Genomic DNA, 13,295 nt, shown 5'->3' on the forward strand with positions numbered 1-13,295 from the left:
ATCATGGCTGGATGCGCTCGGCTGTCACAGTTGCTGCGCTGGGTTTTGGGTGTTGTGCTGGTAGTGATCGCGCTGCTCTGGCTGGCGGACCGCCTCTGGCCCCTGCCGCTGCCCAAGGACGACCTGGCGCGGGTGGTGCTGGCCGAGGATGGCACGCCGTTATGGCGGTTTGCCGATGCCAATGGTGTGTGGCGCTACCCGGTGCAGACCCGTGAGGTGTCGCCGTACTACCTCGACGCGCTGCTCACCTACGAAGACCGCTGGTTTTATCAGCATCCTGGCGTGAACCCGCTGGCGTTGGTGCGGGCGACCTGGCAGAACCTGGCCGGGGAGCGGGTGGTGTCGGGTGGCAGTACCCTGTCGATGCAGGTGGCGCGTCTGCTGGACCCGCATTCGCGTACCTTTCACGGCAAGTTGCGCCAGCTGTGGCGCACGGCCCAATTGGAGTGGCACCTGTCCAAGGCCGAGATCCTCAACCTGTACCTCAACCGCGCGCCCTTTGGTGGCACCTTGCAGGGCGTGGCGGCGGCCAGTTGGGCTTACCTGGGAAAGTCCCCGGCGCAGTTGACCCATGCCGAGGCCGCGTTGCTGGCGGTATTGCCCCAGGCACCGAGCCGCCTGCGCCCGGATCGCCATCCGCAACGCGCGCAGCAGGCCCGCGACAAAGTGCTGCGGCGCCTCGCCGAATTCAAGGTGTGGCCGCAGGCCGCAGTCGATGAAGCCCTGGAGGAACCGCTGCTGCTCGCCCCGCGCCTGGAGCCCAGCCTGGCGCCGTTGCTCGCGCGCCGCCTGAACCGTCCCGACAGCCCGCCGCTGATCCGCACCACCCTCGACGCCACTCTGCAACGTCGCCTCGAAGACCTGTTGCTGGGCTGGCGTGCGCGCCTGCCGGAGCACACTTCGGCCGCGATCCTGGTGGTGGAGGAAGAAAGCATGGCGGTACGCGCTTACCTGGGCTCGGTTGACATCAACGATGCCAAGCGCTTCGGGCATGTGGACATGGTCAATGCCTTACGCTCGCCGGGTTCCACCCTGAAACCTTTCCTGTATGGCATGGCGCTGGATGACGGCTTGATTCATTCCGAGTCGCTGCTGCAGGACGTGCCCCGGCGCTATGGCGATTACCGTCCGGGCAATTTTTCCATGGGCTTTACCGGCGCGGTGCCGGCGAGCACTGCGCTGTCCAGTTCGCTTAACCTGCCGGCGGTGCAATTGCTGGAAGCCTACGGGCCCAAGCGCTTCGCCGCGCAGATGCGCATCGGCGGCGTGCCCCTGGCGCTGCCGGCGCTGGCCGAACCGAGCCTGGCGCTGATCCTGGGCGGCGCGGGCAGCCGCCTGGAGGATCTGGTCAGCGGCTACAGTGCCTTTGCCCGCGACGGCAAAAGCGCCACCCTGCGATTTCAGCCGGACGATACGCTCAGAGAACGGCCGCTGCTGTCGCCAGGGGCTGCCTGGGTTGTGCGGCGCATCCTCAGCGGCCAGGCTCGACCGGATCGCGACCCGCGTGCCGAGTTGGTGCAGCGTCCGGTGCTGGCCTGGAAAACCGGCACCAGCTACGGCTTCCGTGATGCCTGGGCAATTGGTGTGGGGCCGCGCTACTTGATCGGCATCTGGATCGGCCGCCCGGACGGCACGCCCGTGCCTGGCCAGTTCGGCCTGGCGTCGGCGGCGCCGCTGATGCTGCAGGTGCACGATGTGCTGACCAACCGCGACAGCCAGCGCGGCATCAGCGCGCCAGTCAAAGCGGTGCCGGCCAATGTCGGCGTGGCGGCGATCTGTTGGCCGCTGGGCCAGCCCATGAGCCGCACCGACCCCAATTGCCGACGCCAGCGCTTTGCCTGGACGCTGGACAACACTACGCCGCCGACTTTACAGGCGTTGGATCAGCCGTTGAGCGTGGGCTTGATGGAGAGCGTTTGGGTCAATGCCAAGGGTTTGCGTGTGGACGCCCACTGTCCCGGCGCGGTTGCCAGGAATATCGCCCTGTGGCCCGCGCCGCTGGAGCCATGGCTGCCCAGGGCTGAACGCCGTGAAGCGCGCATTCCGGCGGCCGACCCGGACTGCCCGCCACCGGCCTTGGCGGCATCTTCACCGTTGTCGATTGTCGGTGTGCGCGAAGGCGACCAACTGCGCCTGCCCGCCGGCAGCCAGCAGGCTTTACAGCTAAAACTATCCGCCCTGGGCGGCAGCGGCCGGCGCTGGTGGTTCCTCAACGGCGCGCCCCTGGGCGACAGTGCCAACCAGGACAGCATCAATGCCAGTTTCGAGCGCTTGGGCCGCTACCAGCTCAGTGTGTTGGATGAGGCCGGACAAACCGCCAGGCTTGAATTCAGCGTGGTGGATTAGGGCCTCATCGGGGGCAAGCCCCCTCCCACTTTTTGATATGTAAATGCATTCAAATGTGGGAGGGGGCTTGCTCCCGATGGCGGCCTGAAGACCAACCCAGGTGATTCACTTGCCTTCAACGCTCATCCCCCCGAAGCTATACACCTTCAGGAGCCCGCCCCATGAACCTCGAACACCTCACCGAACGCCTGCATCGCATCCGCGATACCAACGACTGGAAACCGTTTCACAGCCCGAAAAACCTGGCCATGGCTGCCAGTGTGGAAATGGCCGAACTGGTGGAAATCTTCCAATGGCTCACCGAAGATCAATCCCGCCAATTACCCGCCGACACACTTGCCCACGCCGGGCAGGAAGTCGGCGATATCGTGTTGTACCTGTTGTTGCTGTGCAGTGAGTTGGGCCTGGACATGAACGAGGTGGTGCGTGCCAAACTGGCCGACAGCGAACGGCGGTTCGCCCCATGAGTGATCGTCACTTCGATCAACTGGCCACGCGCTTCGCCGAAAAAATCTACGGCGGGGCCAAAGGCGCGATCCGCCTGGCGGTGTTGCAGGCCGACCTGGCCGAAGCGCTGCCTGATCGCCCATTGCGCGTGCTCGATATTGGCGCGGGCCTGGGGCATATGTCGCTTTGGCTGGCCGAGCGTGGTCACCAGGTAACCCTGGCCGAACCCGCCGCGCCGATGCTCGAGGGCGCGCGCCAACGCTTCGCCGAAGCCGGGCAGCGTGCGAGCTTTATCCACGCGCCCTGGCAGGAGCTGCTCGGCCAACTCACGCAACCCTATGATCTGGTGCTGTGCCACGCCGTGCTGGAGTGGCTGGCCGAACCCCACGCCATCCTGCCGGTGCTGCATCAGCTGACCGCGCCGGGCGGCTGGTTGTCCCTGGCGTTCTACAACCGCGATGCGCTGATCTACCGCAACCTGCTCAAAGGCCACTTCCGCAAGATGCGCAAGAACGACATGGCCGGCGAAAAGCAAAGCCTCACGCCGCAACAGCCCCTCGACCCGCGAGAGCTGGCGGCGCAACTCGAAGGGCTGTGGCAGGTCGAAAGCCAAAGCGGGGTGCGGGTCTTCCACGACTACATGCCGGTGGAGTTCCAGGCTCGCGCCGCATTGCAGGACCTTATCGAGATGGAGCTCATTCACCGTCGTCACCCAAGCTTTGCCGGACTTGGGCGTTATTTGCACTGGATCTGCCGTCCGGTTTAAGCGGCCCAGTCCGCGGAGGTCGAAATGCGTCGTCTGTGTTTGATCCTGCTGTCTCTCGGGCTGGGCGCATGCTCCAGCCCCAACCCTTATGTGGCCGCTTCGGCGCCGATCCCGCCGGCACCGCCGCAGGCTGCCGGCACCTTCGATGCCAGCGCCTACCCGGCGCCGGTGCGGGACTACGGCGCCTATCGCAATTGGGCCTGGCGCAACGGCCGGCTCCCGGCGGGTACGGCCTGGGCCGACTCGGCACAAATCGCCGAAGCGGTCAGCGGCGCGCTCGACCAGCGCGGCCTGCGCCCTCTGCACGACAATCGCCCGGCGGACTTGCTGGTCAGCGCCGACGTGCGCCAGGAGAAACGCCTGCGCCAGGTCCAGGACGATTACGGCTACGGTTACAGCGGCTACAACCGCTATGGCCCGGGCTACGGCATGTACAACACGGTGCCGGTGGTACGCACCTATGAGGTGCAGGTGGTGGTGGTTCGCATCAACCTGTTCGATGCCCGCAGCGGCCAGCCGGTATGGAGCGCCAGCGCGGAAACCGGCAGCCAGGGCAGCCTCGGCGAGCGGGCCGAAGCATTGCGCCAGGCCGTACAAAAGGCCATGGCCGCGTACCCTCCCCGTTAACCGCTATTCTCATTTAACGCACCGGTCGCTTTTGGAGAATCACCATGTTCCGTCGTCTCGCTACGCTTGCGTTTGCCATGCTGCTGGGCGGTTGCCAGACCAGTCAGGTCAACCACGACTTCGATGCCAGCCGCGACTTCGGCGCGTACCGCAGTTGGGCCTGGAAAGACCCTGCCCTGCAGTACCGCCCCGATGACCCGCGTATCAAGAGCGACCTCACCGAACAGCGCATCCGCCAGGCCGTCGGCGAACAACTTGATCAGCGCGGTCTGCGCCCGGCCGCCGCCGGTACCAAGGCGGACGTGAACGTGCAGGCCTACCTGATCGTCGAAGACCGCCAGCAACAAGTCACCACCAACTATGGCGGCGCCTGGGGCGGCCCATGGAACGGCTACTGGGGCGCGCCGATGTACAACGAAACCCGCAACATCACCTACAAGGTGGCAACCATCCAGATCGACCTGCTCGATGGCAAGGACGGCAAACTGGTGTGGCGCGGCAGCGACGAACAACTGATGAGCAGCACCCCGAACCCACAGGATCGCAACAACGCGATCCGCACCACGGTCACTCGTATCCTCTCCAGTTATCCACCCCATTGATCGCTGACCGCCGCCGGCGCGGCAGCCCCCGCCATCCTTGTCTACACTCCTTCGAACCTACGGAGAGTAAGCGCGAAGGAGTGCCTGATGTGTCCCCGAATCGGTTGCAGGCAGAGTGGTGCCATCAGCTTGATGGCGGCGGGCACCCTCGCGGTAGCCCTGGTCTTTCTATTGCTGGCGGTAGACAGCGGCCGCCTGTACCTGGACAAGCGCAAATTACAATCCATCGCCGACACCTCGGCCCTGGAAGCCGCCGGGCGCGGCGGCCTGTGCAGCCCCACCACCACAGCCAACGACTTCGCCAGGGAAAATGCCGCGCGCAACGGTTTCACGGTGACTGGCGACAGCAGCCGTGGCCTGACAGTGACGTGCGGTACGCTGGTCACCAATGCCGGTAATATCCGCGTCTTCAACCCGGATGCCACCAAGAACGAGGCCGTACGCGTGGTGGCGACCCGCAGCGTGATGACCAGCGTTGTCAGCGGCCTCTGGAGCCTGTTCAGCGGCGGTTCGTCATCCACCCAGACCCAACTCAGCGCCACCGCCGTGGCCGCCTACGCGCCGCCCGTGGCGCAACTGAGCATCCGCAGCAACCTGGGCACCGTCGATTCGGCAAAGTCAGATGTTTTGAACCTGGCGATGGGGCGCCTGCTGGGCGGCAGCCTGTCGCTGACCGCGGCAGGCTGGAACGGGCTGCTGAACACCAACGTCAACCTGCTCGGTTACCTTGATCAGTTGGCGCTTACCTTGAACGTGAAGGCGGGCGACTACGATGCGTTGCTCAGTACGGCGGTGTCCGCCAATGAGTTGATCGACGCGTCGGTGAAGGTCCTGCAAAAAGACGGCGCCGTGGCCACCGCCGTTATCAACGATGTAATCAAGGTTCAGGCGATTGCCCCCAGCACTCGGCAGTTGACGGTCGGGCAGTTGCTCAAAATTGCCACCGGTACGTCGGCTGCCGCTTTGAACAGCAACCTTCAACTGTTCCAACTGCTGCAAACCACCGCGCAATTGTCCAGCAGCAACAACCCGGTGAGCGCAGCGGTGCAGTTGAATATTCCACTGGTAGGCAATGTATCGGTACAGACCAAAATCATGGAGCCGCCGCAACTGTCGGCGATCGGCAACCCGGCGAAGGCCAAGGCGGGGCTTAATAATGTGCCGCCGACGGATCAGATAGCCGTGCGTACGGCGCAGGTGCGCACGCTGATAACGGTGCAGGCACCTGTCTTGAATGGAGTGTCTTCGGTCGCGACGGTACTGAGCGGGCTGCGTAAACCGGTTTCGAACCTGGTGAAGGGCCTGTTGAATTTGAATATTCCAGCGGCGGTGGGTGGGCTCCTTTGTCTGGTCTCCTGCGAAATCACCGATGTGGCGATCAGCGATACGCTGTCGATCTACATCGAGGCCGGCAGTGCTGAAAGCCATGTCACCGATTACGCCTGCGCCACGCCGGCCAGTAAGTCTCTGACCACGCAGACCAGCACCTCCGCAGCAACGTTAGGCATCGGCACCATCAGTTCGACGGCGCTTTCCTCCACCGCGCCGGTGGTCGTGCAACCGCTGAGGCTGGTGGATTTCGGCAAGCGTTCGTGTGCGGTATTGAACCTGCTTTGCAGCCCCAACCGCACACCGAATGTGGGCGGTGGCCTGACGGTCAAAGCGCTGTCCACCGTGGGTGCCCAGTCCGGCCCGCTGGTATTTGCCCCCGTGGCGGAGATGAACGCCACGCCCACCTACCTCCCCGCGGCGGGCACGAGCAATATCATCGGCAGCCTGAGCGCGACATTGAGCGCTCTGCAGGTCACCTATGTGCCTCCCAGCGGCAGCGTGTCCAGCGGCGCGCTGGCGAGCGTGGCCAGCACGATGAACACCATTGCCAACTCGGTGATCTCGCTGGTTCAGGGCGTGCTGTCGCCGCTGCTTGACCCTGTCGTCAACAGCCTGCTCAAGTCCCTGGGCATCAGCCTGGGCAACGCCGAAGTCGGCGCCAACCTCAGTTGCCATATGGGCCGCGCTTACCTGGTGATCTGAGCCACCGGCAATTCCACGCAGAACCGCGCGCCCTGTTCGCCGTTGATCACGCTCAGGCGTCCGCCCATGTTTTCCACAATGCCGTAGCTCACCGACAAGCCCAGCCCGGTGCCCACGCCGATCGGCTTGGTGGTGAAAAACGGTTCGAAAATCCGCTCCAGCAGACGCGGGTCGATGCCGCCGGCGTTGTCTTCCACCCAGAGGCGCACATGCCGGCTGTCGTGCTCACAATGCAGCGCGATCCAAGGGCGCAGTTGCGGGTTCTTTTCGCGCTGGCTCGACAGCGCGTCGCGGGCATTGACCATCAGGTTGATCAACACTTGCTCCAACTGGTCGACATAACCGGTGACCTGCACCGCGACGTTCGGCGCGGTGACGCGCAGTTCCACGCCTTTGCCGCGCAGCCCTTCGCTGAGCAGCGCCAAGGTGCCCTCCACCGCCTGGGCCGGGTCGAAGGGCTGCTGTTCGATTTCCGAGCGGCGGCCGAATACGCGCATGTGGTCCACCACGCGGGTGGCGCGTTGCACCTGGGCGTCGATGCGCTGCAGTTTTTCGGTGAGGTAAGCCACCTCGGCGTTACCGTCGCCCAGGCGCTTGAGCACGTTGACGATAGCCATGCGCATCACATTCAGCGGCTGGTTGATTTCGTGGGCCAGGCCGGTGGCCATTTCGCCGAGGGTGGCCATCTTGGCGCTCTGGGTCAGTTGCTGCTGGGAGCGCCGCACTTCGGTGTTGTCGCGGCCCACGGCCTGTACCTCCAGCAGCGTGCCGTGCGCATCGAACACGCCACGGTCGGACCACACCCACCAGGCATGTTCGCGCCCCGGCAGCGCCAGGCTGATTTCCGCCGTGCTCACTGGAAACTCCGGGGTCAATCGGCCGATACGCTGCACAAAGGCTCGGCGCTGTTCGTCCGACAGCCAATGGCCGAGGTTCAGCCCCGGTAATTGAGCGGGTTGGCATTCGAGGTAATGGGCCAACGGCGTGTTGCCGAAGGTCAGCGTCAAGTCCGGGCGGTAACGGCAGATCATCGCCGGCGAGTCTTCCACCAGGATGCGGTAGCGCTCTTCGCTTTGCTGAATGCGCTCGGCGGCCAGTGTCGCTTCGGTCACGTCCAGCCACAGGCCCACCGCCTCCACCGGTATGCCAAGGTCGTCGCGCAAAAGTTTGGCCTCGTCGAGCAGCCAGTGGTAATGGCCCTGGCTGTCGCGCACACGGTAGCGGCTGCGCACGCTGCCCTCGCGTAGCAACTGGCGCGTGCGCTCGAAGTAAAGGTCGCGGTCGTCGGCGTGGATCAGTGCGGGCAGGTGCTCGTGGTCGCAGTCGGCCAGGGTCCAGCCGAGCAGGGGCAGCAAACTGTCGCTGAAGAACACGGGGTGCAGCGCGCCGCTCACGTAGCGCTGCACATAAATCACCGCCGGGGCGCTGGCGATCAGGTTGTCCAGGCGCGCATGGGCGGCGGCGGCCTGCACTTGCTGGTTCTTGATGTCGCTGATGTCGAGCATGAAACCGACCCAGCGCCGCTGCCGGCCCTCGCCCAGCACTTGGCCTTGCACGCGATACCAGATCGGATTCTGCGCGGTGTCGCTGCGCTGCAGGCGCACGCCGGTCAGCAGCGGCCTGCCCAGGGTCTGCAGGTCGTGCAGGCGGCTGTGCAGTTCCTGGCGGTCGGCGGGGTGGATCAGCTCCAGCCACAGCGCCAGCGGCTGGCGGGTCGGGCCGTCCTCCAGGCTGAGGCTGTGCAGCAACTGCGGCGCCAGCTGGATTTCATCGGTGGCGGGCAGCAGTTCCCACCAGCCGGTGCCAAGCAGGCCTTGCAAGGCTTCGACCCGCTCCAGTTGCTGATGATGGTGTTGCTCGCGCAGGCGGCTGAGCAACGGGCCGGCGAGCGCGGCGGCAAGGTCCAGCCAATCCTGGTCATGGGTGTGCGGTTGGCCGCGGTAGAAACCGCAGAGCAGCCAGGCGGCGACACCCTGGCCGTCCCGATACGGCACCAGCACCCCGTCGGCATCGCCGAACACGCTGTGCAGGCGTGGGTTGTCGCTGCGCCCCCGGGCCGTGTCCAGGCGCAACGGTGCGTTGCCGTTAAGGCTGTCCAGACGCGTGCCCAGGCGCTGGCCGGTCTGCCACAACGCTGGTGCATCGTGGGCCGCATATTGGCTGTAGATTCGCCATCCCTGATCATCCTCATCCAGCAATGCCACGGCGACACACGGGATGCGCCAGCGTTGCGACAGGCTGCGCAAGTGCTCGTTGAACACCTCGGGCAAGCGGCCAAGGCTGCACACGCGCAATTGCTGGCTCATTCGGCAGGCCAGTTGATGGTTCTGTTCGCGGTCCTGAGCCAGTTGCCGACCTTCGAGCAAATCGCCCACATCCAGCAGGCGCAAGACCCAGCCGTCGGCATCGGGCTCGACCCACCCTCGGGTGTGCAGCACCTGACCGGCCGCCCCCTGAAAATCCAGGTCCAGGCTCTGGTGCTGCCACTCGGCCGGGTTGCCTTCGATACTCAGGGTGCTGCCGGCACACAGTAATTGGCGCAGGTGCGGGCGCGTCCCGCCCACGGTGCTCGGGCCCAATTGCGCGCGCAGCGCCGCGCTCAGGCCCATGACCTGGCCGCGCGAATCCAACTGCACCTGCAAGCCGCTGGCGGTGGGCGTGTGATCGGCGCCAGCGGTACGGCCGAGCAAGCGCCCGAACAGGTGCTCTCCGGCCTTCAAAACTGCAGGCTCGAACGTGCCGCCAGATTGGCCGGCAGCCTGGGCACGGTGCCTACGCCCGGCAGGACCAGCGCCGGGAATACGGCATAGAGTCGGGAGGAGGGGTAGCTGATCGTGACGGTCAAGGTGTTGCCGGTATAGGTGGCGCTCACATCATCACGCTGGAACTGGAAACTGGCCGGGATCCAGCTCAATTGGCCCACCGCTGTGTCCTTGGCGCGTTGAGTCAGTTGCGCGCCGTAGGCCGTCCCGGCGGTCGCGGGGTCCACGGCCATGGCTTGACGCACCGCCTCGGCCGCGGCCTGGTTGAACGATTGCATCAGCAGCAAGGGCAGGCTGTAGCTGATCAAGCCGTAGAACACCGCAAAGAACATTCCGAAGACCAAGGCGAACTCGATGGCGGCGGCGCCTTTCTGCTGGCGGGGGAGGCCGGTTTTCATGACTGCGTCTACCCTGACGGCTACTACTTGATATCAGCATAGAATCAATCAGCGAAAAGGGACTTTTTTTACGTGATTCACGGCGTGGTGGTGCTGGTGTGGCTGGGGCTTTGCGCGTTACAGGACGGGCGACAGCGGCGGATTGCCAATCGCCTGACTCTGGGCGCGGCGCTGTCAGCCTTGATCTACCTGGCGTGCACGGGCACTACCTGGCTCGGTGGGGCCGCCGTCGAAGGTGGCTGGGCATTGGCAGTGGCGCTGGCGTTGTCCTTGCCAGGTTATGCCCTCGGTCGTTTCGGCGCGGGAGATGTGAAACTGCTCGCCGCTCTGGGCCTGGCCGGCACGGTGGATTGCCTGCTGTGGTCGCTGATCGTCGCGGTTGTGGCGCAAGGGGGCTGGGTGCTTGCGGGTCAACGGCTTGCGGTGCGTCTTTCGAAAACGGGCTTGAGGGCGTCAAAAAAACAGCCGTTCGCGCCCTGTGTGCTGGTGGGCTTCACCCTCTACTGGCTGTGGGTTCAATAGCGGGCGTACGTTATGTACAGAGTTACAAACTGCGTCTAGGTTTAGGGGAACGCCCCGTCAATCAGTCGTCCGAATGGATAGGTCGCCTTTGGGCTGCCAGGCATGGAGTCGCGCGTGAATAAGCTGATACCGGCAGTAAAAGTGCTTGTGGTCGACGATCAACCCCTGATCGTGGAAGAACTGTGTGAGTTTCTGGAAGACAGTGGCTACCGCTGCGTGCCCTGTGAATCCAGCCATCATGCGTTGCAGCGTTTTGCTGAAGACGCTGAAATCGGTCTGGTGCTGTGCGACCTGCATATGCCGGACATGGATGGCATCCAACTGGTGCAGGCGATGCAGACGCTTGCCGGCAAGCAACGCGCCTTCGAGGCGATCATGCTCACGGGTCGCGCCGACAAGCAGGATGTGATCAAAGCGCTGCGCGCGGGGATTTCGGATTACTACCAGAAGCCTGTCGATCTGCATGAGCTGCTCGAAGGTATCCAGCGCCAGGAAGCAGCGTTGGACGAGCGGCAAAAAAAGCTGCAGCTGGGGCACCTGAACCAGAAGTTGCAGGACCTCTCCGACTCCATCAATGACCTTTACCAGGACCTCGATAAGGTGCGCCGAGCGCCGGTGTCGTCCGACGACGCTGCGCCCAGCGATGCCGCGCTGCCGGCGGACGTTGCGCCGATCTTCATGCAGCTGTCACCGCGCCAGCTGGACGTGGCGCGCCTGGTGGGCAAGGGCCAGACCAACTACCAGATCGCCTGCGAGCTGGGCATTACCGAGAACACAGTCAAGCTGTACGTGTCCCAGGTGCTGCGCCTGACTCAGATGCACAACCGCACCCAACTGGCGCTGGCCCTGTCGCCCAGTGCGATGGCGCGTCAGCGCATCCCGGAGCACTGACGGGCGCTTATCGGCGCGCGCCGCCGGACGATGCACCGTCGGCGCCCTGTTCGAAGAACTCCGGGATGTGATGCTTATTGCTGTCCAGCCAACGCTGCAACGCCTGCTCGCGCTCGGCGGGGCTGCCGGTTTGCGGCGTCGGCGAGGCGGCCTGGCCGTTGACCTGCAACGTCAGCCACTGCTCCGTTTCGGCTTGCTGCGGTGAGGATGGTCCAGGTTCGATGGCGCAGGCCACCAGAGGCAGCAGTCCTAGAAAAACCAGGTAATGGGCTTTCATTGTGTCGACTCCTATTGCACGGTCACAGGTGGCGCGGCGCCGCCCGTCGCGACGTTGTGCGCCGTTGCGCCGGCGGCCTTGAGTGCCTCGGCACGTTCCTGGGCTTCGGTGACCTGTTCAGGGCTCAGTCCCAGTTGGCTGACCACTTTTGCCGCTTGCCCCCAGTCGTCCTGGTAAATCAACAGCGTTATCAGGTTGACGGCGGCCAATGGGTCGCCTTGCTTGAGTTCGATGGCGGTCAGGAACTCGAAACGCGCGTCCTCCAGGCGCCGTTGCTTGAGGTAAACCACGCCCAGATCATTGCGGATTTTCTCGTCGGTGGGCGCCAGCCGCGCCGCCCGTTGAAGATGGGTCATGGCCTGGGCATTGTCGCCCTTGGCGGCGGCCAGTTGGCCCAGGCCATGTTCGCCTTCGGCGGTCATACAGGTGCCGAGCAGGCTGCGATACAACGGCTCGGCCTCACTGCGTCCGAGCAAGCGATAAGCCCGGGCCTTGCGCTGGCGCACCTGGGGCAGCGCATCGGGCAGACTTTGCAGGTTGGCCAGGCTGGCGTGCAGCTTGCCCTCGTTGGCGAGGTCGTCGGCCAGGTTCAGCGCCAGTTCCTGTTCCGAACCTGGCTTGGCGCAATTGCCGGGCGTGGTCAACGTCGCCCACGGTGACTGGCCATTGGCAGCGCAGCCGCCGAGCATCATCAGAGCCAGTCCGGCAATCAGTATTTTCATCGGGGGCTTTCCTCAAAAGTGGCTGAGTGCACGGGCGATACCGATAAAGGCCGGACCGCCCAGCACGATCAGCAAGGCCGGGAACAGGAACACCATCATCACCACCGACATTTTTGCCGACATCTTGGAGATGTATTCCTGCAAATGGGTCAGGCGTCGGTCGTCGAGCAACTGCTTGAGGGCCAGCAGCGATTTCATCGCACCGCCGCCCTGCAGGATCAGTTGCTGGAGGATGGTGCAGGTGTCGTTGAACTCATCCACGGCCAGCACGCGTGCGGTCTTGCCTAATTCTTCGCCCAGCTCCAGGCCCGAATCGACGCGGGCCAGGACCAGCCGCAGCTCCTGGGTCAACTCCGGCAGCAGGCGCTGGCCCTCGCTGCTCAGCACGCGCAGGGCCTGCTCAACCGCCATGCCCGATTCGAACATGATGCGCAGCAGCGGGATAAAGGTGGCTATCTCGATGGCAATGCGTTGCTGCCGGCGTTTGGCCGTGGATGCCAGGATGCGCTTGGGCAACAGATAGCCCAGGCCCAGCGCCACCAGCGGGGCGATCCACGGCGACGGCGTGTGCGGGTACAGCAGTTGCTGGCCCACCAGGGTCAGGCCGAGCAGCACCAGCGGTGTACCGACCTGGCACGCGGCAAACATCGAGCGCTGATTGGCCTTGCGCCAGCCGACACGGTTGAGCAGGGTCTGGGTTTCGGTGTCCAGAGTAACGGAGCGCTGGGCCAGTGTGCTGGCGCCCAGATGCCGCATCAGGCTGCCGAGCCGCGCCTGGCGGGTGATCTGCCCCTGCAGGCGCAGGTTGATCAGGCGCCGGCGGCGGCGCTGTTCCAGCCAATGGCCGGCCACCAGCACCAAGGCCGCAAGAAACATCAGCGCGCTCGCCAGCAGGGCCATC

13 protein-coding genes are annotated in these 13,295 nt (G+C 64.7%); 8 read left to right on the top strand and 5 right to left on the bottom strand.

Going from position 1 to position 13,295, the window contains the following annotated elements:
• Nucleotides 1–3: 3 nt before the first annotated feature.
• From pbpC to QRN10_RS23070, 6 genes are all read left to right on the top strand, one after another.
• The gene (gene pbpC / locus QRN10_RS23045) at nucleotides 4–2,346 is read left to right on the top strand and encodes a peptidoglycan glycosyltransferase PbpC (RefSeq protein WP_285429226.1); all 2,343 of its coding nucleotides are present in this window, start codon (nucleotides 4–6) and stop codon (nucleotides 2,344–2,346) included.
• Between the two features lie 161 nt (nucleotides 2,347–2,507).
• Nucleotides 2,508–2,813 (top strand): MazG-like family protein, encoded by a 306-nt coding sequence (locus QRN10_RS23050; RefSeq protein WP_181080875.1) that lies wholly within the window; start codon nucleotides 2,508–2,510, stop codon nucleotides 2,811–2,813.
• Nucleotides 2,810–3,559, top strand: a complete 750-nt coding sequence (locus QRN10_RS23055; RefSeq protein WP_253510270.1) for a methyltransferase domain-containing protein — start codon at nucleotides 2,810–2,812, stop codon at nucleotides 3,557–3,559. The genes QRN10_RS23050 and QRN10_RS23055 overlap by 4 nt, the downstream gene beginning before the upstream one ends.
• Nucleotides 3,560–3,583: 24 nt before the next feature.
• A complete protein-coding gene (locus QRN10_RS23060) occupies nucleotides 3,584–4,186 on the top strand; it encodes a DUF4136 domain-containing protein (RefSeq protein ID WP_181080873.1) in 603 nt (200 codons plus the stop codon).
• 44 nt (nucleotides 4,187–4,230) lie between these two features.
• Nucleotides 4,231–4,788 carry a DUF4136 domain-containing protein gene (locus QRN10_RS23065; protein WP_253510272.1) on the top strand — a complete coding sequence of 186 codons (558 nt, stop codon included), beginning with the start codon at nucleotides 4,231–4,233 and terminating at the stop codon, nucleotides 4,786–4,788.
• Between the two features lie 87 nt (nucleotides 4,789–4,875).
• Entirely contained in the window at nucleotides 4,876–6,822 is a 1,947-nt protein-coding gene (locus QRN10_RS23070) for a pilus assembly protein TadG-related protein (RefSeq protein WP_285429227.1), read from the top strand.
• Here QRN10_RS23070 and QRN10_RS23075 read toward each other — a convergent pair.
• Together QRN10_RS23075 and QRN10_RS23080 are read right to left on the bottom strand one after the other, a co-directional pair.
• The gene (locus tag QRN10_RS23075) at nucleotides 6,807–9,542 is read right to left on the bottom strand and encodes a PAS domain-containing sensor histidine kinase (protein WP_285429228.1); all 2,736 of its coding nucleotides are present in this window, start codon (nucleotides 9,540–9,542) and stop codon (nucleotides 6,807–6,809) included. The two genes, QRN10_RS23070 and QRN10_RS23075, sit on opposite strands and share 16 nt — an antisense overlap.
• Nucleotides 9,539–9,982 carry a TadE/TadG family type IV pilus assembly protein gene (locus QRN10_RS23080; protein WP_181080869.1) on the bottom strand — a complete coding sequence of 148 codons (444 nt, stop codon included), beginning with the start codon at nucleotides 9,980–9,982 and terminating at the stop codon, nucleotides 9,539–9,541. Before QRN10_RS23080 ends, QRN10_RS23075 begins: the two co-directional genes overlap by 4 nt.
• 72 nt (nucleotides 9,983–10,054) lie before the next feature.
• Here QRN10_RS23080 and QRN10_RS23085 point away from each other — a divergent pair, with 72 nt between their 5' ends.
• Both QRN10_RS23085 and QRN10_RS23090 read left to right on the top strand, forming a co-directional pair.
• The gene (locus tag QRN10_RS23085) at nucleotides 10,055–10,504 is read left to right on the top strand and encodes a prepilin peptidase (RefSeq protein WP_181080868.1); all 450 of its coding nucleotides are present in this window, start codon (nucleotides 10,055–10,057) and stop codon (nucleotides 10,502–10,504) included.
• Nucleotides 10,505–10,618: 114 nt separating this feature from the next.
• Nucleotides 10,619–11,395 carry a response regulator transcription factor gene (locus QRN10_RS23090; RefSeq protein ID WP_253510278.1) on the top strand — a complete coding sequence of 259 codons (777 nt, stop codon included), beginning with the start codon at nucleotides 10,619–10,621 and terminating at the stop codon, nucleotides 11,393–11,395.
• Between the two features lie 7 nt (nucleotides 11,396–11,402).
• On the opposite strand, the gene QRN10_RS23095 is transcribed toward QRN10_RS23090, so the two are convergent.
• The 3 genes from QRN10_RS23095 to QRN10_RS23105 are packed head-to-tail and all read right to left on the bottom strand — an operon-like array spanning nucleotide 11,403 to nucleotide 13,294.
• Nucleotides 11,403–11,672, bottom strand: a complete 270-nt coding sequence (locus QRN10_RS23095; RefSeq protein ID WP_285429229.1) for a DUF3613 domain-containing protein — start codon at nucleotides 11,670–11,672, stop codon at nucleotides 11,403–11,405.
• 11 nt (nucleotides 11,673–11,683) lie between these two features.
• Nucleotides 11,684–12,394 (bottom strand): tetratricopeptide repeat protein, encoded by a 711-nt coding sequence (locus tag QRN10_RS23100; protein ID WP_253510282.1) that lies wholly within the window; start codon nucleotides 12,392–12,394, stop codon nucleotides 11,684–11,686.
• 12 nt (nucleotides 12,395–12,406) lie between these two features.
• Nucleotides 12,407–13,294 carry a type II secretion system F family protein gene (locus tag QRN10_RS23105; RefSeq protein WP_253510285.1) on the bottom strand — a complete coding sequence of 296 codons (888 nt, stop codon included), beginning with the start codon at nucleotides 13,292–13,294 and terminating at the stop codon, nucleotides 12,407–12,409.
• Nucleotide 13,295: the final 1 nt, after the last annotated feature.

It is taken from the genome of Pseudomonas sp. lyk4-R2A-8 (assembly GCF_030209095.1).
In the GTDB taxonomy this organism is placed as follows: domain Bacteria; phylum Pseudomonadota; class Gammaproteobacteria; order Pseudomonadales; family Pseudomonadaceae; genus Aquipseudomonas; species Aquipseudomonas quebecensis.

Excerpts from the sequence above, each read along its gene's own strand:
- pbpC (WP_285429226.1), top strand. The coding sequence starts at position 4 with ATGGCTGGATGCGCTCGGCTGTCACAGTTGCTGCGCTGGGTTTTGGGT.
- QRN10_RS23050 (WP_181080875.1), top strand. The coding sequence starts at position 2,508 with ATGAACCTCGAACACCTCACCGAACGCCTGCATCGCATCCGCGATACC.
- QRN10_RS23055 (WP_253510270.1), top strand. The coding sequence starts at position 2,810 with ATGAGTGATCGTCACTTCGATCAACTGGCCACGCGCTTCGCCGAAAAA.
- QRN10_RS23060 (WP_181080873.1), top strand. The coding sequence starts at position 3,584 with ATGCGTCGTCTGTGTTTGATCCTGCTGTCTCTCGGGCTGGGCGCATGC.
- QRN10_RS23065 (WP_253510272.1), top strand. The coding sequence starts at position 4,231 with ATGTTCCGTCGTCTCGCTACGCTTGCGTTTGCCATGCTGCTGGGCGGT.
- QRN10_RS23070 (WP_285429227.1), top strand. The coding sequence starts at position 4,876 with ATGTGTCCCCGAATCGGTTGCAGGCAGAGTGGTGCCATCAGCTTGATG.
- QRN10_RS23080 (WP_181080869.1), bottom strand. The coding sequence starts at position 9,982 with ATGAAAACCGGCCTCCCCCGCCAGCAGAAAGGCGCCGCCGCCATCGAG.
- QRN10_RS23095 (WP_285429229.1), bottom strand. The coding sequence starts at position 11,672 with ATGAAAGCCCATTACCTGGTTTTTCTAGGACTGCTGCCTCTGGTGGCC.
- QRN10_RS23100 (WP_253510282.1), bottom strand. The coding sequence starts at position 12,394 with ATGAAAATACTGATTGCCGGACTGGCTCTGATGATGCTCGGCGGCTGC.
- QRN10_RS23105 (WP_253510285.1), bottom strand. The coding sequence starts at position 13,294 with ATGGCCCTGCTGGCGAGCGCGCTGATGTTTCTTGCGGCCTTGGTGCTG.